This is a genomic window from Companilactobacillus bobalius (genome assembly GCF_002179915.1).
GTDB lineage: Bacteria > Bacillota > Bacilli > Lactobacillales > Lactobacillaceae > Companilactobacillus > Companilactobacillus bobalius.
This window is the reverse complement of the sequence record NZ_MYFM01000003.1, coordinates 319,200-341,037: the sequence shown is the minus strand read 5'-3', so window position 1 is coordinate 341,037 and position 21,838 is coordinate 319,200. Positions and strand designations below refer to the sequence as shown.

The 21,838-nt window shown below is 36.1% G+C and carries 17 protein-coding genes; 1 reads left to right on the top strand and 16 read right to left on the bottom strand.

All coding sequences use genetic code 11. The features are described 5' to 3' along the window. Window positions 1-251: 251 nt before the first annotated feature. From LKACC16343_RS06655 to LKACC16343_RS06630, 6 genes are all read right to left on the bottom strand, one after another. Window positions 252-2,309 carry an LTA synthase family protein gene (locus LKACC16343_RS06655; protein ID WP_056954014.1) on the bottom strand — a complete coding sequence of 686 codons (2,058 nt, stop codon included), beginning with the start codon at window positions 2,307-2,309 and terminating at the stop codon, window positions 252-254. Beyond that, window positions 2,306-3,352 carry a lysylphosphatidylglycerol synthase transmembrane domain-containing protein gene (locus tag LKACC16343_RS06650; RefSeq protein ID WP_056954012.1) on the bottom strand — a complete coding sequence of 349 codons (1,047 nt, stop codon included), beginning with the start codon at window positions 3,350-3,352 and terminating at the stop codon, window positions 2,306-2,308. The genes LKACC16343_RS06655 and LKACC16343_RS06650 overlap by 4 nt, the downstream gene beginning before the upstream one ends. Next, entirely contained in the window at window positions 3,352-4,386 is a 1,035-nt protein-coding gene (locus LKACC16343_RS06645; protein WP_025085904.1) for a glycosyltransferase family 4 protein, read from the bottom strand. The genes LKACC16343_RS06650 and LKACC16343_RS06645 overlap by 1 nt, the downstream gene beginning before the upstream one ends. Beyond that, window positions 4,379-5,578: a glycosyltransferase family 4 protein gene (locus tag LKACC16343_RS06640; protein ID WP_056954011.1), complete on the bottom strand. Its 1,200-nt coding sequence runs from the start codon at window positions 5,576-5,578 to the stop codon at window positions 4,379-4,381. Before LKACC16343_RS06640 ends, LKACC16343_RS06645 begins: the two co-directional genes overlap by 8 nt. Window positions 5,579-5,655: 77 nt before the next feature. Further along, a complete protein-coding gene (locus LKACC16343_RS06635; protein WP_056954009.1) occupies window positions 5,656-6,150 on the bottom strand; it encodes a QueT transporter family protein in 495 nt (164 codons plus the stop codon). Between the two features lie 135 nt (window positions 6,151-6,285). Then, complete coding sequence (locus tag LKACC16343_RS06630) at window positions 6,286-6,930, bottom strand: deoxynucleoside kinase (RefSeq protein WP_034544351.1); 645 nt, start codon at window positions 6,928-6,930, stop codon at window positions 6,286-6,288. Between the two features lie 259 nt (window positions 6,931-7,189). On the opposite strand from LKACC16343_RS06630, the gene LKACC16343_RS06625 reads away from it, so the two are divergent. Beyond that, complete coding sequence (locus LKACC16343_RS06625; protein WP_056954007.1) at window positions 7,190-9,427, top strand: LPXTG cell wall anchor domain-containing protein; 2,238 nt, start codon at window positions 7,190-7,192, stop codon at window positions 9,425-9,427. Window positions 9,428-9,489: 62 nt separating this feature from the next. Here the strand turns inward: LKACC16343_RS06625 and LKACC16343_RS06620 are convergent, their stop codons facing one another. From LKACC16343_RS06620 to LKACC16343_RS06575, 10 genes are all read right to left on the bottom strand, one after another. Beyond that, the gene (locus LKACC16343_RS06620; protein ID WP_056954005.1) at window positions 9,490-11,277 is read right to left on the bottom strand and encodes a DUF2207 domain-containing protein; all 1,788 of its coding nucleotides are present in this window, start codon (window positions 11,275-11,277) and stop codon (window positions 9,490-9,492) included. An 88-nt stretch (window positions 11,278-11,365) separates the two neighbouring features. Further along, the gene (smpB, locus tag LKACC16343_RS06615; RefSeq protein WP_056954003.1) at window positions 11,366-11,836 is read right to left on the bottom strand and encodes an SsrA-binding protein SmpB; all 471 of its coding nucleotides are present in this window, start codon (window positions 11,834-11,836) and stop codon (window positions 11,366-11,368) included. A gap of 6 nt (window positions 11,837-11,842) precedes the next feature. After that, window positions 11,843-14,188 carry a ribonuclease R gene (rnr, locus tag LKACC16343_RS06610; protein ID WP_056954001.1) on the bottom strand — a complete coding sequence of 782 codons (2,346 nt, stop codon included), beginning with the start codon at window positions 14,186-14,188 and terminating at the stop codon, window positions 11,843-11,845. Between the two features lie 8 nt (window positions 14,189-14,196). Then, complete coding sequence (locus LKACC16343_RS06605) at window positions 14,197-14,934, bottom strand: alpha/beta hydrolase (RefSeq protein ID WP_056953999.1); 738 nt, start codon at window positions 14,932-14,934, stop codon at window positions 14,197-14,199. Between the two features lie 60 nt (window positions 14,935-14,994). After that, window positions 14,995-15,231: a preprotein translocase subunit SecG gene (gene secG / locus LKACC16343_RS06600; RefSeq protein WP_056953998.1), complete on the bottom strand. Its 237-nt coding sequence runs from the start codon at window positions 15,229-15,231 to the stop codon at window positions 14,995-14,997. Window positions 15,232-15,304: 73 nt separating this feature from the next. Next, entirely contained in the window at window positions 15,305-16,846 is a 1,542-nt protein-coding gene (locus LKACC16343_RS06595; RefSeq protein WP_056953996.1) for a ClC family H(+)/Cl(-) exchange transporter, read from the bottom strand. A gap of 14 nt (window positions 16,847-16,860) precedes the next feature. After that, entirely contained in the window at window positions 16,861-17,919 is a 1,059-nt protein-coding gene (locus LKACC16343_RS06590) for an oxidoreductase (RefSeq protein WP_056953994.1), read from the bottom strand. Window positions 17,920-18,403: 484 nt separating this feature from the next. Continuing rightward, window positions 18,404-19,705, bottom strand: coding sequence for a phosphopyruvate hydratase (gene eno / locus LKACC16343_RS06585; RefSeq protein ID WP_054643119.1), 1,302 nt, complete (start codon window positions 19,703-19,705; stop codon window positions 18,404-18,406). 84 nt (window positions 19,706-19,789) lie between these two features. After that, complete coding sequence (tpiA, locus tag LKACC16343_RS06580; protein ID WP_056953992.1) at window positions 19,790-20,542, bottom strand: triose-phosphate isomerase; 753 nt, start codon at window positions 20,540-20,542, stop codon at window positions 19,790-19,792. A 28-nt stretch (window positions 20,543-20,570) separates the two neighbouring features. Next, window positions 20,571-21,785, bottom strand: a complete 1,215-nt coding sequence (locus LKACC16343_RS06575; RefSeq protein WP_056953990.1) for a phosphoglycerate kinase — start codon at window positions 21,783-21,785, stop codon at window positions 20,571-20,573. Window positions 21,786-21,838 lie beyond the last annotated feature (53 nt).

Here is a 21,838-nt window from a genome sequence, read left to right as displayed (position 1 = left end):
GCACTTCTTTAAAATAATTTGGAATCAACGGAGAAGCAATAAAGCTTCAAAGCGTTGATGCCATTGCTCTGTCGCAACAACAAGATATATATTACCAATCGAATAAGAGAGTTGCAACCCTTTTTTATAAAAAAATTGGATTTTTTTCAAAAACTTTTAAACCATTTCTATATGGCGATTATAGTGTTAGTGTTCTTGAAAATAAATAAAAAGCGTTAGAAGTCATTTTACTGGCTTCTAACGCTTATCTATTATTTGCTTAATTCTGGTGCATCAGTTTGATACAAGTCAACCATCGACTTATTATCATTCTGTTCAATCAAACTAGTACCCTTCTTCTTCTCTGCTGCCTTTAACTTCTTCAAAGCTGTACTCTTCTTATATGAGTAATCCTTCTTATTGACAGTTTCAAACCCAGGCAATTTGTGGAATCTTAAGAGATCCCCATTAATAACTCTATCTGATAGAGACAATTCTGTTGTTACTTTATTAGATAGTTTCTCTTTTTCAGTCTTTGAGATCTTCTTATCTACTTTACCTGTCTTGGTATTATAGTAGGTACTTCCAACCTTCGTAACTGTTGGTGAAACAAAGTCACCATTTCTAAATGCCACTACTTGCGAATGTTCACTTGATAGTAAATCACTACCAAATTGAATCATATTCTTATTATCAACACCCAATAGATTCAAGATAGTTGGTAAGACATCAATCTCACCACCATAAGTATGGTTGATTCCACCCTTTAGTCCATCCATATGAATCATAAATGGTACACGTTGATACTGAGCATTATTGAAATCATTAAATCCTTTAATACCTGTAAGTTTAGCCATGGCCTTCTTATGATTATCAGAAATACCATAATGGTCACCATAAAAGACAATCATACTCTTCTTATCTAAACCTGTAGCCTTAAGCCAATCCATGAATTCACCAATAGATTCATCCAAGTATCTAGCTGTTTGGACATAACCATCAACGGTCTTATCTCCAGTATCAGTCTTAGATATACTTTGATTCTTCTTATCCAGTGTATATGGATAATGGTTTGTAACTGTAATCAACTTGGCATAGAACGGTTGTGGCAATTGTTCAATGTATTGTGTTGAATCTTTAAGGAAAATCTTATCCTTCATACCATAACCAACGTTATAACTCTTCTTTTGTTTATAGTAGTTAGAACTAAAGAAGTAATCATAACCCCATGACTTATAAGCATTATCACGATTCCAGAAACTTGGGACATCCCCATGGAATGAAGCCGTAGTATAACCATCTTGATCTAAGATTGCGGGTGCGGCTTGGAAAGTATTGCTTGTACCATCAGTAACCATAGCTGAACCTTCTGGCAAACCAAAGAGTGAATTCTCAAGCATTAATTCAGCATCGGCAGTTTTACCTTGTCCAACTTGGTTAAAGAAGTTATCGAAACTTAATGTATTGTTTTCATGATATATCTTATTAAGGTTAGGTGTTACTTCTTCACCATCCCACTTATAGTCAATCATGAATTGTTGTAAACTCTCCAAATGAATAATGAAGACGTTCTTACTCTTAGCAACACCTGAGTATTCAACATTAGGTTGGACGTAATTATCCTTCATATACTTTTCAATTGAATCAATATCAGAACTCTTTGCTTGCGACTTAACAGCATTAGTCTTTGTCGTCTTAACTAAGTCATAAATATTAAAGACATTTAGGCCTAAATACTTAACGATATAGTTGTTATCGAAAGTTCTTGTTAATAGTTGTGAACGATCACTTTCAGCTAAAGTTAAATTAGCACCAAACAATAATACAGCCAACGAACTGACTAAAACTGGAATACGCCAATTAAATCGTTTGACATCCATCTTTATAAGATGAAAAGCCAATAATAATATCAAGACAATAACATCAAGGAAGACTAGGAAATCAGTTGGCTTTAAAATTCCCATGATACTTTTACCAAGGTTATTGGTTACTGAACCAGAACCCTTGATAAGTACCATTGTTAGGAAGTCTGAGAATTCACGATAGTACAAAATATTCGAGAATAGCCAAACTGAATCTAAGAAATCGATAATCAGAAGAAAGATATATGACTTTCTTCCCTTCATATATAAAGCAATCCCAAACAGCAATAACATGATTGGAATCGGATTGATGATCATTAAAAATGTCTGAATAGATCCTTTTACACCTAAGTTAAACTTAGTCGTATAAGCATAAATCGTTTTCAGAGTGTATAAAAACACAGCTAGGAGTACAAACCCTAGCCTAGTGTTTAGAAACTTGGAAATACCTTTAGTAATACGCTTCATTGTTTTCGCTCCATAGATTTATTAGCAACTTGTTGTTCAATTTTTGGTTTCTTTGAAACTGCGATAATCCCTAAGAACATCCCCAAATAATACGTAATAAATCTCCATAAAAACATACCTAAAATCAAACCTGACGAAGAAGGTATAAATCCAGCAAATAATGTCTTAAAACTGAATTCCGCCCCACCTGATCCACCAGGAATTGGAAAGATTGAGACAATCATAACAATCATAATATGCATAACTAATACATCGATTATATTTACGTGGTCACAATTCAAAGCCAATAAAACAAAATAAACTACAAAGTAGTATAAGAATAATTGCACGATTGTTAGAAGTGATGCTTTAATCACTTTCTTCTTCTCCTGCTTTAAAACTAAACTCTCTTTATAGAAACTATCAATACTGTTTATAGCTGACTGTAAAATTTTATCACGTTTTTCTTCTTTTAGAAAAAATAAAACCGGTTTCAAAATAATTTGTACCATTTTTTTTGTAAAATCGTAGTAATACATGATCATCAACAAGAACGAAATCGTTACAACATGGATTACCATTCCAAAAACAATCAAAGTTGCTAATCCAGAAAAATGTTTAGCAACACTACTAAAACTTACTAACATGGCTACAATGAAATTGACTAGTACCATCGCTTGATAAATGACAAACTTCATCAACAAGACTGAACTAGCACGACCGCCATCAATTTTTGATTGCATCAAACCAAGTAATTGTGCAGGTTGACCACCTGAAGAAAAAGGCGTGATGGCATTAAAAAGTGCTTGAAGTAAAGGAATACGATACATCTCCCACCAGCCAAACTTACGATCTTCTTTCTTTTTCAGTAGCGTATGTAAGACCATCGCCTCAACACCATATGACAATAGGATTGATAAAAACGCTACTGCAAGCCAAAAATAATTTAAACTCTTAAACGTTGAAACCAAGGAATTAAAGTTAATATTCCTAGCTTCCCACCAGAAAATACCAATTCCTAATCCCAACATTACAAAAATTGCTGCTATATGTTTTCTACTCATTATTTATCCTGTTTAGCAATATTATATTGTTCTGTATAAAAGTCATACCAAATTTTACTCAAATTATCTTCTGAGTATTGGTTGGCAGCCTTTTTAGATTTTTTCTTGAAATCCTCTAAAATTGAACGATCTTGATTAGCATGATTAATAAAAGCATTCATATCAGAAAAACCATCAGCTTTTTGATAGTAGCCATCAATAATTGCACGGTATAGTTCCAAATCTCTCAATAGTACTGGAGCACCACAACTGAAAGCCTCTAACACTGACATTGGGAACAATTCATCATATGAAGGTAACAAGAACAAATCACAAATATTATAATAGTTAACTAAATCATTACGATCAACTATTCCTGTGAATGTCATGTTCTTAGGTGCATTATCAATCATATCTTTATAACGGTCATAACCATCAGTGATTTTACCGAATGAAAAACCACCCGCCCAAATAAACTGAATATCTGGGTTAACTTGTGCTAATTTATAAAAATCATCGATTCCCTTTCGTTCTTGAACTTGTCCATCACCAAAAACAACAAACTTATCTTCCGGAACGCCTATCTTTTTACGGAAAGCGGCCTTTTCCTCAGCACTCTTTTCGTAAAAATTATCGGTTGAAACAAAATTAGGGATATATTTGATCTTCTTACGATCCAAACCATGTGCCACCAACTTATCAATAAAGGTTGGATTAACAACTACGATTTGATCCATGCGTTTGTAAAAACTGATTACATAATTATAAAAAATACCACGTGCTGGTTGAGGTAATTTGATACTCCCCTCCAAAGTTTCTGGAAGAAAATGCACGTAGCCAATCTTACGGCCTCTTTTTTTAGAAAATGTAGATAAGTAGAACTGTGGGTCAATCGTATGGTAATGACTTAAATCACTACGATGATAGTCGTTTATCTTAATATCAAATTCATCACTAAAACGATCTTTTAGTAAATTAACCAATTCGATATATGCACTACCTACACCTTGACCTGCAACTTTATCTGCGGATGAAAACATGTTTATTTTAATCATTAGAATACTCCTCTGGATCGATTGATGAATCTGAAAGCTTCTCTCTGACGAAGTAATCCTCGGCATGACGATAGAAATCAAGAATCGAGTTACCAAATCCATCTGATGAAATTCCATACAGTACCTTTTGACGAGCTTCACGGTCATCAAATGAATTAGGGTGATCGAGATATGTCTTAATCTTAGGTACTAATTGATCATCTTGACTGAATGTTACACCAACTGAAGGATCAGTCAACAAGGCATCAGTATAAGGCGCACTTCTAACTACTATTTTTAGACCAGAAGCAATTGCCTCAATATAGGTCAACCCCTGCGATTCCGTATCACTAGAAGATACAAAAAGATCAGCCATATGATAGTATGGTGAAATTTCATCATGAGCCACTTCACCGGTAAAAATAACATTATCGGTAATATTTAGATCCCTACTCATTTGAACTAATTCTTCCATATCGGGACCGTCACCAACAATTACCAACATAATTTTAGGATTATACTTTAATAATTCTGGCATGGATCTGAGCATATGGTCAATTTTTTTCTCTAAAGCAATACGACTAAGCATCAAAATAACCGGCGTATCTTCTGCTATGCCCAATTTTTCTCGTATGATCGATGCATTAACTGGTTTCGTATACTCTGACAAATCAACACCTGTCGGAACAATTGAGATTGGTGCCTTGATGCCATAACGATCCAAAGTCTCTCTTACTTGTTTACTTGGAGCAACAACCCCTGAAGCATTCTTCAAAAATAGCTTTGTCATTTGCTTAACGTGATATGGCTTCAACAAATGACCATTTAAGACATAATGCAAATAATCCTCATACATTGTGTGATATGTATGAACAAATGGAATCTTTAATTGTTTAGCGACAAACTTTCCTATCATTCCCAAAGAAAATTCTGTCTGTGTATGAACGATATCAAGTTTTAATTCTTTAGCCAATTCAACCGCATGAAACATCCCACGAATGGCGATTCTTCTATCCGTAAACGAGATAAAAGGCACACTAGCCAAACGAAAGATATTAGGTTCAATTGTATTCTTAGGTACATTAGGATCTGTTGTCGTAAAAATATAAACAGAATGACCTTTTCTCTCCAGATCATTCTTCAATGTTTGAATTGATGTTGCTACCCCACTAACTTGTGGAAAGTATGTATCAGTAAAAATTCCGATGTTCATAAGATCACATCTCCTTGCAAACTCTATAAAGTAGATTATAACAAAAAAATGAGGGAAGAACTTCCCTCATCTCTGCCTTACTTTATTAATTTACTAAAACTCTTATTTTGCATTAAGAAATAGAAAATCACCGCACCGATAGCTACAACAACTAACTCACCTAGTCCAACCGTAACAAAGTTCAAGGCAAATGGTAATTTCAAGACAAAATGCAATTCTGCCCCAACAATTAATCCATTTACAACGGCACAAATTACAGGTACTAGCCATAAGAATTTTGTCTTAGCAGGAACCCTTGTAATCAAGTAGCAAGCAATTGCTGTTGCTAACGTTCCTAAAATCAAATCGTATGCCCCTAATGATGCACTAAAGATATTTGAGATAAAGCATCCAATAATCAGAGACCAACTATATTTATGATTAAAAAATGGCAATAACATCAGAATCTCTGAAACTCGAAATTGGATTTGACCGTAGGAAAACGCTGAAATAACAGGTGCGATTGTCACTGCTACATAAAGCGCTGCTACCAAAGCCAATTGTGTGATATCTCTTACTTTTAAATTACTCAAAATAAAACCCTCCACTGTTTTAATTAATTCCGCAGGTTCATCAGTGTAAACTGCTCCTAATAGGTTATCTTATTTTCAACCCGGTATCAAGCTAATAAAAAAGACAAAACCACTTATTGGCTTTGTCTTAATAATTTAGTCTAATGTTCCACGTTTACGTAATTGTTCATCAATTAAATCAAGAACCTTTTGACGATCTTCAGGGTTCTCAACGAAATCATACTTGTCACCATCGATTTTCATCTTAGGACTGTAATCATAATCGTCATACCAACCATCATAACGGCTAAGTAGTTGATGATAATATTCTGGCAAAGTTGGATCTTGTTCTGGTTGTTCATATGAACGACCACGTTTTTCGATACGGTGAATCATTGTGTCATATGAAATATCCAAGTGTACCAATAAATCAGGTGCCTTTTTAGCGGCAGCGTATGGTAGTTCTTGCATCATGTTGTCTAGAAGTTCATCGTAAACTTTTACTTCTTGAGGAGTAGCTCTACCCATGTCAGCATTCATATGAAAGAATAGTGAATCTTCGTAAATTGAACGGTCCAAAACATTATTATCTTGTACCATTGCTTTCTTAATTGAATCAAAACGTTTATTCAAAAAGTAAATTTGTAGTAAAAATGCATATTTCTTAGGGTCTTTATAAAATAATGGCAAAACCGGATTATTATCAACTTGTTCATAGAAAGCCTCAGTTCCTAAGTGTTCTGATAAAATAGTCGCCAATGAACTCTTTCCGGCTCCAATTGCGCCGCTCAATACGATCATCATTATTCTCCTCCGTAGCTTTTTAATTCTTTATTTGATTTGTTAATTTGCAAAAAAACAACATTCACTATGATACCACTTCAATTCTATATATTGTATATATTTTTGAAATTTCACCATATGTGGTATTTATCACAAGCACTCGTTTCTTTATTAATAACGTTTTTAAATAATAAAATAATATTTATCATTAAGCCCTATCGTATTCAGCTTAATCATTCTATAATTGGACTGTACTGATTAAGAAAGGGGAAAAAGTATGGGGAAGAAATTACGAAATATTTTTACCGCTCTCATAACTGGATTAGCCGTTATAATTTTAATTCTTACCTTTAACACTAATAATGTTAAAGCTGCTAAAAACTATACTAGTTCTGATATGATTACAAGCGGTTCTATTAATAAACAAGACAAGATTTACAGCATGAGCAGTACCGTACCAATCACATACGAGTACGATACGACTGGTTACAAACTTGAAAATGGCGATACTTTGACTATCGACGTGCCAAGTCCCTTAGCCGTTACACCAAACGATACTCCATTCAATGTTGTTGGTGACAATGGTGAAGTCATTGGTACAGCTATTTTGAATAGTAGTAATCAAATTGTTGTTACCTTCAACGAAAATGTTGAGGAACTTGAAAGTGTCAAAGGGACGCTTTCTATCAACACAGGAGTTACCGTAGATCGTAATAAAGCTGAAGTTGGTTCAAATGATGTTTATTTCCCTATTAAGGATAAGAATACTCAACAAAGCATTCTTCAAACCAAAGCCAGTGACAAAAACATCTCGAAAAAGGGTGTCTTTGGTACTGATGCCGAGGGTAACGAAATCGTTACTTGGACTATCCTTGCCAACCGTAATGAATTAAACTTCGGTACAATGAGCGTCTTTGATACTATTACTGATCCTAATTTAGAATATGTATCTGGCTCTGTTGTCGTTCAAGAGGCTACCTGGAAGGATAAGGAAACTGGTACCTATAAACGCGGAGATACCGTTCCTTCAAGCAATTACACTCTAAATGAGTCTGGAAATGGATTTGATTTAACCATTCCAAATTCTGGAAAACAAATGTACGCTATAACCTTCCAAACTAAAGTTACAGATCCAAGCAAAGTAACTGATGGAACAGTCTTTAGAAACGACGCTACAATGACAGGAAAAGTTACTGGTAACGGTAATGAGTCACAGGAAATCAATGAAACAGCTTCTGGAAAAGTTTCTGGTGGAACTAATTCCGGTAATGGTAGTGGTAACAAACTCGGTAGTGCTACATTGACTAAATTCAATGAACAAGACAACACTACTCCATTAGCAGGCGCCGTTTATGATCTTTACAAAGTTGGTTCAGATACTCCTGTTCAAACTAATTTGACTACTGATGAAAATGGTCAAATCAAGCTAAATAATCTTGGTGCCGGCGACTATTACTTCAAAGAAGTCACAGCCCCTGCTGGTTATCAATTGAATGAAAACGAAATTCCATTTACCATAACGGGACAAACTACAGCACCTGTTCAAGTAACTGGTGTTGACGAACCTGAAAAAGAAGAATTAGGTTCAATTGTTATTAAGAAAATTGATGCTGAAACTGGCTACAAATTAGCCGGTGCCGAATTCAACATTGTTAATGATAAAGGTGAAGTTGTTGGAACAATCACTACCGACCGTTTAGGTCTTGGCCATTTCTACAACCTACCAGTTGGACATTATAAATTAGTTGAAACTAAAGCTCCCGAAGGTTATCTCAAAGGCGAAGATATTGAATTCGATATTAGTGCTGATAATCTAACACCAAAAATGATTTCCGTTGAAAACGAAAAAGAAATTACTGGTGAAAATGGCTATAGTGCAGTTCTTCAAAAATTTGATCGTGATGATTTAACAGTTGGCGTCCCTGGTGCTGAATATACTCTTTATGGTGATGATGGTATTGCTCTAGAAACTGCCGTAACAAATGAGCTAGGTGTTATCAAAATTGACAATCTTAAACCTGGCAAGTATTACTTCCTAGAAACTAAAGCTCCTGAAGGTTATGATTTAAATCCTGATAAGATTCCATTTACTATCACTGAGAACTCCAATGAGACCGGTGTTGGTACATTAGAAACATCAGACCCTAAGACCGTCACAACTGAACCTGGTGATAACAATAATGGTAATGAAGGTAATACTCAAGAACCCGGCGACAATAATGGTAATGAAGGCAATACTTCTAAACCCGATGAAAATGGTAACGGTGATAAAGATGACAACGATAGTGGTTTAATCGTTGATCCTGAACATCCCGCTACAGACAATAACAATAATGAAGGTGGACTTATCACTAACCCATTGAACCCTGACACTTCAAATAATGGCAATAGTTCTACTTCAGAATCCAATACTGACAAACTTCCTCAAACTGGTGCTGAATCTGGTTTGCTAGCAAGTCTTCTAGGATTCGTTCTTCTAATTAGCATCACTTATCTTAATCGTCGTCATGCTTAATTAGACAAATTAAAAATGGACTGAGAAAAAATTCTCAGTCCATTTTTTTGTCTCAATATATTTTAGAAAGCTCCACCACCGGAACCTCCTCCAAAACCACCAGACGAGCCTCCTGAGAAACCGCCGGATCCACCTGAGATACTTGATGAGCCCCCTGCTGAAATTGCTCCTGTAAAAGCTGTTTGGAAGCCTGTATTGCTATTAAGAAAACTACTACTCCCAATATAATAATATGCAATAGCCGAATTATTAACCACATCAGCTCCAAAGTTAACTTTCAAGGCCTTAATTACTTTATCAGAAACACCGAAGATAACCGCATATGGCAAGAATCGTTCCCAAAGGATAATGTCGCCAACCTCAGCCATTTTAATATCATCAATATCCTCTAGCATTCGTTTAAAGGCTCTAATTTTGTTAACTTCTTCTTCACCTAAATTTGTATATGGTGTAATCTTTTTCTTTACGATTACATACGGAATCCAAGCCACAAGACCAATAACTACTAGAATTGCGCCACTGAGTAGAACTGTACTGCTAAGAATTAAAGAAATCATCAGCATGATACCAAGGATAATATCAACGGCTATTGTGGCAACTTTAAAACTATCAACCAAATTCATATTTCCTAAATCTAAATATTTCTCTCGACCCTTTGCCGCATCTTTAGCCCACTTATCAAATTTTTTAGTCATCTTGTCGTCATTGCTACGAGCAAATTTACGAATGTCTTTCAACCGGACTGATTTACCATCACCGATCTTATCAATTAAATATTTAAAAAATTCATTGGTAGGTGGAACCAGTGCCGTAATTTGGTAGTCTTTACCGATTTTATCAATTTTCATACGACGATAGCCAACTTCATTCAACAAATCAGCTGTTAAAGAATTGCTATTAGCCTTGGATTGACGATCCAAAATTATTTCAGTAAAACTAGGAATAAATTCTGGTTCGTCAAAGAAATGATGCAAAGGTGTTGGTATTTGATGCTTTTGTCCCGGGTTCTTGCGTAATTTAATAAATTGATAGAGATAAATAATAACAATAAACACTCCAGCAATCGCCATCATTATCCAATAAAAATTCTTTTCTCGTTGTCGTCTAGCATTAGCCGCTTCAGCTTTTGACTTTTCTGCAGCTAGAATTCTCGCTTTAGCCTTCTTATTGACGATGTTCTTATTATCAGCAGTTACAGTTACGGGAAAAATAATATGACTTTCCACTGATTGATTAGCAGGCAATTCATCCAAAGTCATTACTACTTGACCATTTTTCTTGTCCACCTCTGTATGTCCCGATAATAGTCCGTGAGTCCAGGCCTGCAATTGCGTAATATTCTTCTTTGGAAAATTCAAGGTTAGCTTAATGTTATTCAAATCGTTATCCCAACCATTACCAATAATTTTCCAATTTAGCTCAGCTGTATCTAAATAATTAGTGATTACTCCATAAAGTTGATATTTATAAGTATAAGTCACCATTTCTGAATCAACGGCGTGATAAACTTTCATATCCATCGAATTATCGGTTCTAGTAACTCTAACAGTATTATTCTGATTTGAATCATTGTTGACCAATGTCTTAGCCCCAGATCCATTATTATAAGTGACGACTGGATCACTGGCACCCTTGATTCCCTTTAAATCTTGATTGTAATAAACACCATGATAATCGCCTTGAAAATCATAAACAATTTTTTGTGTTAAATCAGCATTACCATCTTTTTTGATATCGACAGTAACGTCATAATTTTTCACTGTAAATTTATCAGCTTTTACATCAGTGGTAGTTTGAAATGCTAGAAAAATCGCTAAGAAAGCAAATAATAGCCCTACTAGTTTTTTCATCTGATCCCCCATGAATCATTAATAAACTAATTTTATCATATTTTAACACTTTAAAAATTTGGGTAAAAAAAAGCGATCAACCGAAAGGTTAATACGCATTCTTAACAATACGTTGAATTTCTCTTTCTTGATCACGCTTTTTAATTGTTTCACGTTTATCGTATTTTCTTTTACCTTCAGCTACGCCAATCAATACTTTAGCAAAACCATGCTTTAAGTAAACTTTCAAAGGAATTACTGTAATTCCCTTTTCTTGAACTGTAGAGCTTATTTTACGAATTTCCTTCTTATGTAAAAGCAATTTACGATTTCTCAATGGATCGTGATTAAACTGGTTTCCTTGATCATAAACGCTGATATTAACGTTTTCTAACCAAAGTTCCCCATTATGGGGTTGAACGAAACCATCTTTAATATTGATTTTACTAGCACGAACTGACTTAATCTCAGTTCCTGTCAAAGAAATACCCGCCTCATATGTATCTAAAATATTGTAGTCATGACGAGCCTTACGATTATTAGCTACCTCACTAGCAGCCTTTGTGTGATGTTTCTTCATCGTTCATCACCGACTTTCGTATTTACCACGTCTCTTATGGTTATTATTGTTGTGACTATTACTACTATTGCCGTTTCCACGTTTGTCATTATGACGTCCATGTCCACCACGGCCACGACCATGTTGCATTGAACGCTTCTTCTTAAACTCAGCTTCACGCTTATCGGCTTGTTCTTGTTCTTCAGGTGTTAGAACACGTTCAAAGTCAATTTGACGATGCTCAACATCAGCTCTGATCAATTTAACTTTGATTGGTTGTCCAACCTTAAAGGTCTTACCAGTACCACGACCATGCATAGACATGCTCTTTTCATCATATTCGTAGAAGTCATCCTTCATGTTTGAAATATGAATCAAACCTTCAACCGTATTATCTAATTGAATGAACATTCCAAAACTAGTTACGGAACTGACAACGGCATCAAATTCACTACCAACTTGATCGGCCATGTATTCAGTCTTCTTCAAGTCATCAACCGCACGTTCAGCATTGATAGAAATTCTTTCACGACCAGAAGTATGTTGAGCAACATCTGGTAATTTTTCTTTCCATTTAGCTTGCTCATCATCAGTAAAGCCATTAACGGCATAACTGTGAATCATACGATGAACCATCAAATCAGGATAACGTCTGATTGGTGAAGTAAAGTGAGTATAATATTTAGCAGCTAAACCAAAGTGACCCAATGGATTATCAGAATATCTAGCCTGTTGCATACTACGCAACAACATGATTGTAACAACTGGTTCTTCAGGTGTGCCAACAACTTTTGATAAAACATCTTGGAACATCTTTGGTGTAATTTCTTTCAAGTTACCTTGAACTTGTACACCCATTGCAGCAACGAATTCAAAGAAGTTCTTAACTTTTTCATCATCGGGTTTTTCATGGACACGATACAAGAATGGTACGTGTTTCAAATTATAATTCATAGCTACAGTTTCATTAGCAGCTAACATGAATGATTCGATCATCTTTTCAGATGTTCCACGTTCTCTTAACTTGATATCAATTGGCTTACCATTTTCGTCAACAATGATTTGTGCTTCAGTTTCTTCGAAGTCGATAGCACCACGTTCATGACGCTTGTTGAATAAAATTTCATGAAGGTCTGCCATGTTTTTCAACATTGGGACTAATGGTGCGTATTCTTTAGTAAGAAGTTCGTCACCCTTCAAAATTTCATTAACGTTGTTATATGTCATACGATACTTAGATCTGATCACACTAGGATAAATATCATATTTAACAATATCACCCTTGTGATTAATCTCCATATCACATGTCAAAGCCAAACGATCTTCATCCGGATTCAAAGAACAAATTCCATTAGATAATCTGAATGGCAACATTGGAATTACTCGGTCAACCAAGTAAGTACTTGTTCCACGAGCGTAGGCTTCTTGATCAATTGGTGAGCCCTCTGTGACATAGTGTGTAACATCAGCAATATGAACTTCCAAGTGGAAATTACCATTTGGCAACATATCAACACCGACGGCATCATCAAAGTCTTTTGAGTCATCCCCATCAATAGTGATAACCATATTATCAGTTAAGTCTTTACGACCTTCTTTTTCACTATCCAAAACATGGTCAGGAATTTCTTCGGCAGCTTTAAGAACTTCACTTGGAAATTCAGGATTGATATCATTATCAACCACGATCGACATAATATCGACACCAGGATCATTCTTGTTACCAATCACTTCTAGTGCTGTACCTTCCATACTTTGGGGATGTTTATCACTAGGATACTCATCAATCGAAACTTGAACCATATCACCCATTTGTGGATGAAGACCTTTATCGGAAATGAAAATCATATATGATGCAATTTTCTTTTCGTGACTTTGAATGTAACCGTAGAAACCAGTTTTTTCAACTTGTGAATCACTGTATGGATGGAATTCACCAACAACTTTTGTTAATGATCTCTCTACGATCTTAGTGATTTCACCTTCAGGTCCCTTGTCGATCCAAGGATTTGATGGTTTAGTAATTTTTACATCAACGACATCACCGTTAACAGCATGTAAAGTATTGCTTCTAGCAATAAAAGCATCAGGTTCTACTTCATCATAACGAACGAAACCGAATCCTTTATCATTGCCCTTAAATTCACCTTCAACTGTTGTTTCAGGTGCAGCCATCTTGAATTCATCTTTATTAGTTAAACTAATTTTGCTTTCGCCTTCCAAAACAGCCAAAGCTTTAACAACACGTTTAAAGGCTGAAGCCCCGTGCATTCGTAATATATCTTCTATTTGCTCAGACTTATAGCGGCGATCAGGATTACTTCTGAAAACCTCTAATATATCTGCAATTAATTTATTTTCTTTATCTGGCATTTCTATCCTCAATTATTTTCTAAAAAGTTTAACACGGCACTCTCCAATTCATGGTGAGCACTGTTGATGGTTAGGACATGTCCTGCATCATACCAATGCAATTGTGCTGTTCCAACCTTTTGAGCCACAATTTTTGCGGCATCCGGATTTACTAATTCATCACTCGTACCTTGACCAATAAAATATGGTCGATTTATTTCAGCCAAATTTTCAGTTACACCAGCGGTAGCTTTACTTATCTCTGTTAACATCGAATCTATCTTAGAATCAACAACTCTAATTTTAGAATCAATCTCAACTTCTGTTAAGCCCTGTTGAACAGAATACACCTTTTTTGCGTAGGTCATAAAGGCATTTCTAATTTCCCGAAAGTTGGTCGTATACAGTGGCGATCCGAAGACACCACCTGACACTACTTCTGGAATTTCTTCTAAAGCTTTAGTAGCAAAAATTGCCCCTAAGGATAAACCAAAAACTGAAATTTGTTTTTTCCCTTGAGCTTTTAAGAATTCCACTGCTTCAAGTGTTTGTTCCCACCAACGATCAGGTCCGCCAAGATTTAAAATATCTAATGGCTCAGGAGTTCCGTGACCGGCAAACATCGGAGCATAAGCAGAATAACCACTACGTTCCAAATACCTACCTAGTAATCGCATATCATTAGCCGTGCCTGAGAAAGAATGCAAAAGAAGAACTGCACTTGAACCCTTATCAAAATAAAACGGTTGGGGCGTTAAAATTTTCATATCACAAATGCTCCTTATAACAAAAAACCTCCTGAGTAACTTTCAGGAGGAATAAATTGCTTAGTGAGATGATAAGTATACTAGTATCAACGAGCAAACAAAAAATAATACTAGTAAAGCGTAGGTAACCTTAACCATAAAGGCTTCGAAACCACGCTTCTTTTGGTTGCTGAATAGGTCGCCACCACCACCAGACAATGCATTCAAAGCATCTTGTTGCTTTGTTGGTTGCATTAAGACGGCAATTATTATCAAAATGGAAACGATTATCAACACTGTTTCAATAACGTTATACACCTGTAAAACCTCCGTTCATGGTGTTGAAAGCTGAAATCACTTCTAAAACAATAACATAAAATGGGTCAAATTTCTAGTTAATTCCATTAATCATGTTCTTTAACTTCCGTGATATTTTAGCTCTCTGGCCAGCATTTACCATGACAACAATTCTATCGCCCGCTTTAATAAGCGTATCGCCATTAGGTATCAATTGACGTTCTCCACGATAAACTCCAACAACTAAAATATCTTTAGGAAATGGAATATCACGAATATATTTACCATCAATTGAACTACCCTCATAAATTGGCACTTCCAAACGATCAGTAAACTTGCTGACACGGTTTAGATAATCAGAATTTAAATTCAATTTTTCTTTCAATGATTCATAAATTGGTGCTCCATTTAATAGATCCACCACAATATACGCTACTAATGACAACACGGCCAAAGGCATCAAATGTTTTAATGAACCAACCATTTCAGTTACCAGAATAATGGCCGTAAATGGTGCTTTACCAATACAGGCAAAGTAACCAGCCATTGCAAAGATAATCAGATTACTTTCAAAAGCAATTGGTAATAATCCTAATTGATTCATCACCACCGCATAGATGGCACCAATAATAGCTCCCAAGTTTAAAATAGGAAGAAAAATACCACCAGGTAAACCTGATCCATACGAAATCATTGAATAAACAAATCTTAAAATTAATAATCCTAATAAGAATAAGAGACTTGTTCCATATTTATCCAGGTTGATAATGATTCCATTACCACCACCGATAAACTGTGGAACAGCCATTCCAATAGGAACAATTAGGATCAAAGGAATAATACCATGAATAAATCGAGGTAATCTGGTCTTTTCGTAAATTGAAGGCATTGCCAACAAAACGATTTGATAGAGTCGTCCCATTAATCCTAAAATAATCCCCAATATAACTAAATGCCAATAATATTTTATCGGCAAACTATATTGATATGGTACTTGTAAAACTGGTTGTAAGCCAAAGACGTAGAGTGAAATAACATTAGCGCTGACTGCACTAGCTAAAGAGGTTACCCAAACTAATGGTGAAAAATTATGATAAACCTCTTCCAAAACAAACATTGCTCCTGCAATTGGTGCACTAAATGCCGCTGCCAAACCAGCCGCTGCTCCACTAGCTATCAAGACACGTTGATTTACACCACGATTATCATGTGTTAATTCTCCAACGCCTTGTCCAATAGCTGACCCTAATTGAATTGAAGGTCCTTCACGTCCTAGAAAAAGACCAGGACCAATACTCAAAATACCTCCGACAAACTTACGCCACAAAATTGACCACCACTTCAGATGCATCTCGCCACCTAATTGAGCCTCAACTTGAGGAATACCTGAACCAGAGATATTGGGTTCTTTCTTAAGCAAATAGCCAACAAAGATTGCCACAACGATCATGGCAATCAATAAACCAATTAATAAACTTAAATTGCTTCTAGCTGTTACATAAAGCCCTTGAAAAACTTTTAATGATTGAGCTATTGACCATCTAAACATACTTACAACAATTCCTGAAATTGCTCCGACCAGAACACCTTCTAAAGTCAGTTTTAACTTCTCATTATCAGTAATTGCTATCTTCATTTTTATCCCCTACATTAAAAGTTTAGTTTTGGAACATCATAAACTGATGGCGATGGTTGATAGAAACCAGCTTCAAGCAATTCCATATCAGTCAAAATTTCTTCATCAGTTACCAGTCTTGGCTTCTTATTAACTAATGTTTGATAAACAGAATCATAATACAAACCATAATCCCCTAATGGTGTCTTAATCTGTTTTTCAATCCAATCTCCATTAGCATTACGATACTTAGCCAAACCATAATACATCGGACTATCTTCTCCAAATCCAGGTGTACCCGGCATAATACCAGCCTTAAGATCATTTTCTTGTTGGTCAGCACCATACTTGATGAATGAACCATTCATACCATGAATAGTAAAGCGAGGATACTCTTTGGCAACATCAGTACTTACTTTGACCTTAACCTTCATCTTTGTGCCATAATGCAAATCAACATCGAAATAGTTATCCACAGCATCACTAACTTCGGTGTTACGAATATCGTAAACAACTTTATCAGGACGACCAAAAATGGCAACCATACGATCCATCAAATGAATTCCTAAACCATAGAATTCACCTTGTTCTTTCGTTCCCTTACCGTTAACCGTATTAGGACGATAATAATCAATATGTGATTCAACCTCGACAATATCACCCAGGAAGCCTTGGTCAATAACTTGTTTAGCGGCCAAATAATCACCATCAAAGCGGCGATTTTGATATGGCATAACCAAAACATTATTATCTTTACCTAATTGAATTAATTCACGCGCATGATCTAAAGTATCAACAAATGGTTTTTCAACGATAACTGATTTCTTAGCTTCAATTACACTCTTAGCTAATTGATAATGTGTTTGAGCTGGAGTACAAATTGTTACTAAATCAATTTCTGGATCATTTAAAATATCATTTAAATCATTAGTGAAATTGACTCCGTTATCACGATAAGGTTTAGCCAAATTTTCATTAACTGCCTTACGTGTATAAACGGTCTTCACTTGAAAATCTTTTCGAATATTCAAATATGGTAAATGATAGCGATTGGCCGATTTACCAAATCCAATAAATGCAATTTTTAATGTCATTTAATTCTCCTCCAACTATTTCTACTTATGATTTTTACTTAAATTTGATTTTAGTAATGCTTAGCTTTCCGTCCTCCGCAACAAGAAAATTTGGCTGGAACGCCATAGGCCGACTGGAAGCTAATGGATTTGCACTTCGTGCAAATCCATGGATCTTCAAGTTCGGCCTTTACCTAAGTAATAAATTGCTAAGGTAAATTTTATGGCTGAGCCAATTTTCTTGTTGCTCCAGACTAGCATTCTATTCTATTGTTTACAATCTTAAAATTTTAGTTAGTAAAAACAGCGTTTATTTAGATATTCAATACCCTAAACCACTTAAATTCTTTTTCACTTAAACTAAAGCTCACAATATTTATCCCACTACATAGGATTGATATCAATTCCAACCAAATATAAGTAAAAACTCCACTTATATATTGTACAAAAAAATGACACAAAAAAAACAGCCCTAAGGCTGTTTTAATTAATTACTTAAAAGTAATTATTTGTTTAAGTTGTAGAAACTCTTGATACCCTTGTATTCTGATTGGTCACCAAGTTGATCTTCAATTCTCATCAATTGGTTGTACTTAGCAATACGGTCTGTACGGCTCATTGAACCAGTCTTGATTTGACCTGCGTTTGTAGCAACAACAAGGTCAGCAATTGTAGTATCTTCTGTTTCACCTGAACGGTGAGAAACAACGGCTGTGAAGCCAGCTTCTTTAGCCATTTCGATAGCTTCGAATGTTTCTGTAAGTGTACCGATTTGGTTAAGCTTGATAAGGATTGAGTTTGAAACTCCCATTTCAATACCCTTCTTCAAGTAGTCTGTGTTTGTAACGAACAAGTCATCACCAACAAGTTGTACTTTCTTACCAAGTTTAGCAGTAACTTTTTGCCAGTCTTCCCATTCGTTTTCATCGATAGGATCTTCGATTGTAACAACTGGGTACTTGTCAACGATACCATCAAGCAAGTCGATAAATTCGTCTGTTGAAAGAACAGCACCGTTTTCGCCTTCACCCTTTAGTTCGTACTTGTGAGTGTCTTTGTTGTAGAATTCTGATGAAGCACAGTCAAAACCAATAGCAACGTCGTCGCCAGGCTTGTAACCAGCTTTTTCAATAGCTTCAACCAAAATCTTGAATGGTGCTTCGTTGTTTTCTAGATCAGGAGCGAAACCACCTTCATCACCAACAGCTGTGTTCAAGCCACGGCTTTCAAGAACCTTCTTCAATGATTGGAAAGTTTCTGAACCCATACGTACGGCTTCACGCATTGATTTTGCACCAACAGGTACAATCATGAATTCTTGGAAGTCAACGTTGTTGTCAGCATGCTTACCACCATTGATAACGTTCATCATAGGTGTTGGCAATACGTGAGCATTAGGACCACCAAGGTATTCGTACAATGGAAGACCTAATTCGTCAGCAGCAGCACGAGCAGCAGCAAGTGAAACACCAAGAATAGCGTTAGCACCTAAAGTACCCTTGTTTGGTGTACCGTCAAGGTCGATCATAGCTTGGTCAATGGCACGTTGGTCAGTAACGTCCATGCCGATAACCTTTTTAGCAATCTTGTCGTTTACGTTAGCAACGGCTTTAAGAACACCCTTACCACCAAAACGTGATTTGTCGCCATCACGTAATTCAACAGCTTCGTGTTCACCAGTTGAAGCACCTGATGGAACAAGTGCGCGGCCAAAGCCACCTAGTTCAGTATATAGTTCAACTTCAACAGTTGGGTTACCACGTGAATCAAGAACTTCACGGCCTAAAATATCAGTAATTACAGACATATTTTAAAAATCTCCTTTATGATTTTAATACAACACAATTTTAACCTTTTTGGCACTTAAAATAAATAACTTATATAAAACTAATTATTTATTGAAGTTAGCCAAAGCGATATATGATTCTGGATCCATTGATGCACCACCAACAAGTCCACCATCAATATCTTCTTTAGCCATTAATTCTTTAACGTTAGCAGGTTTTAAAGAACCACCGTAAAGAATACGTACTTTATCAGCAGTGTCAGCATCGTACAAGCTAGCAATCTTTTCACGGATTACGTGAACCATTTCTTGTGCTTGATCAGCAGTAGCAGTCTTACCAGTACCGATAGCCCAGATTGGTTCGTAAGCGATAACTGATTTAGCCAAGTCAGCAGCAGAAATGCCTTTAACAGCATTTTCGATTTGACCTGTTACCCAGTCTTCAGCTTTTCCAGCTTCACGTTGTTCTAGTGTTTCACCACAGCAAATGATAGGTAGCATGTTGTTCTTCAAGATAGCAAGAGCTTTCTTGTTGATGTCTTCATCAGTTTCACCGAAGTATTGTCTTCTTTCTGAGTGACCAATGATTACATAGTCGATGCCCATTTCATCAAGTGCCTTAGGTGAAGTTTCACCAGTAAATGCACCAGCATCTTCAAAGTATGAGTTTTCAGCAGCTGTCTTCAATGGTGTGCCTTCTGCACCTGCAACAAGTGTTGTAAGGTCGATGGCTGGAGCACCAATGATAGTTTCAACGCCAGATTCTGGCAACTTACCTTTGATACCGTCTAAAAATTCTTGGGTTTCTTTAGGATTCTTGTTCATCTTCCAGTTACCCGCAATAATAGGTGTACGCATAAATTAATTCTCCTCTGAAAAATAATAATTATTTATCTGAAATTGAGTCGATACCAGGTAATACTTTACCTTCAAGGTATTCTAGTGAAGCACCACCACCAGTTGAGATGTGTGTTAGCTTATCAGCAATACCAAGACTCTTAGCAGCAGCAGTTGAGTCACCACCACCAACAATAGTAATAGCATCTGTTAGGCTACCCATAGCACGTCCAACTTCTAGTGTACCTTCAGCAAACTTGCTCATTTCGAATGCACCCATTGGTCCATTCCATACAACAGTCTTTGCACCAGCTAATTTGTCTTGGAACAATTTAACTGTCTTAGGTCCGATATCAAGAGCCATTTCGTCATCAGGAATATCAACACCATCAGTAGTTGTTGCATCAGCATCATTTGAGAATTCTTTAGCAACGATGTGGTCTACAGGAAGAACAATCTTGTCGCCAGCTTTTTGAAGGAGGTCTTTAGCTAGTTCAACTTTGTCTTCTTCGAATAGAGACTTACCAATCTTGTGGCCTTGAGCAGCTAAGAATGTATAAGCCATACCACCACCGATTAAGATGTGGTCTGATTTTGGAATTAAGTTTTCAATAACACCGATCTTATCTGAAACCTTTGCACCACCAAGAATTGTTACGAATGGGTGTACAGGATTGTCAACGGCGTTACCTAAAAACTTGATTTCCTTTTCCATTAAGAAACCAGCAGCAACTGGCTTGCCAGCAGCCTTCATAGCTGTTGAGATACCAACGTTTGAAGCATGGCTTCTGTGGGCTGTACCGAAAGCATCGTTGATAAATACGTCACCAAGTGATGCCCAGTATTCGCCAAGTTTAGGATCATTCTTGCTTTCACGTTTGCCGAAGTCGTTATCGATATCTTGGAAACGAGTGTTTTCCATCAATAGGATTTGACCGTCTTTAAGACCGTTGATAGCATCTTCAAGTTCTTTACCTTCGTTAGTTGGTACGAACTCTACAGGCATACCGCTTAATTCTTGAAGTTTAGCAGCAACTGGCTTCAATGATAAAGCTTTCTTGTCTTCGTCACTCTTAATACGACCCAAGTGAGATAGCAAGATAACCTTTCCACCATGTTCTGAAACATATTTGATTGTTGGGATAGCACCAACGATACGATTTGTATCGCCGACAACACCATCTTTAATAGGAACGTTGAAATCTACACGCATCAAGACTTTTTTGCCTTTTACGTCAACGTCAGAAACAATAAGTTTAGCCATTGTAAATAAATCCTCCAATATTTTCCTTAAAAAAAAGCGGAAGGAGTTTTCCT

Bases quoted from the DNA above. Each gene is read 5' to 3' on its own strand.
- LKACC16343_RS06655 (WP_056954014.1), bottom strand. From the start codon at position 2,309: ATGAAGCGTATTACTAAAGGTATTTCCAAGTTTCTAAACACTAGGCTA.
- LKACC16343_RS06650 (WP_056954012.1), bottom strand. From the start codon at position 3,352: ATGAGTAGAAAACATATAGCAGCAATTTTTGTAATGTTGGGATTAGGA.
- LKACC16343_RS06645 (WP_025085904.1), bottom strand. From the start codon at position 4,386: ATGATTAAAATAAACATGTTTTCATCCGCAGATAAAGTTGCAGGTCAA.
- LKACC16343_RS06640 (WP_056954011.1), bottom strand. From the start codon at position 5,578: ATGAACATCGGAATTTTTACTGATACATACTTTCCACAAGTTAGTGGG.
- LKACC16343_RS06630 (WP_034544351.1), bottom strand. From the start codon at position 6,930: ATGATCGTATTGAGCGGCGCAATTGGAGCCGGAAAGAGTTCATTGGCG.
- LKACC16343_RS06625 (WP_056954007.1), top strand. From the start codon at position 7,190: ATGGGGAAGAAATTACGAAATATTTTTACCGCTCTCATAACTGGATTA.
- LKACC16343_RS06620 (WP_056954005.1), bottom strand. From the start codon at position 11,277: ATGAAAAAACTAGTAGGGCTATTATTTGCTTTCTTAGCGATTTTTCTA.
- smpB (WP_056954003.1), bottom strand. From the start codon at position 11,836: ATGAAGAAACATCACACAAAGGCTGCTAGTGAGGTAGCTAATAATCGT.
- rnr (WP_056954001.1), bottom strand. From the start codon at position 14,188: ATGCCAGATAAAGAAAATAAATTAATTGCAGATATATTAGAGGTTTTC.
- LKACC16343_RS06605 (WP_056953999.1), bottom strand. From the start codon at position 14,934: ATGAAAATTTTAACGCCCCAACCGTTTTATTTTGATAAGGGTTCAAGT.
- LKACC16343_RS06595 (WP_056953996.1), bottom strand. From the start codon at position 16,846: ATGAAGATAGCAATTACTGATAATGAGAAGTTAAAACTGACTTTAGAA.
- LKACC16343_RS06590 (WP_056953994.1), bottom strand. From the start codon at position 17,919: ATGACATTAAAAATTGCATTTATTGGATTTGGTAAATCGGCCAATCGC.
- eno (WP_054643119.1), bottom strand. From the start codon at position 19,705: ATGTCTGTAATTACTGATATTTTAGGCCGTGAAGTTCTTGATTCACGT.
- tpiA (WP_056953992.1), bottom strand. From the start codon at position 20,542: ATGCGTACACCTATTATTGCGGGTAACTGGAAGATGAACAAGAATCCT.
- LKACC16343_RS06575 (WP_056953990.1), bottom strand. From the start codon at position 21,785: ATGGCTAAACTTATTGTTTCTGACGTTGACGTAAAAGGCAAAAAAGTC.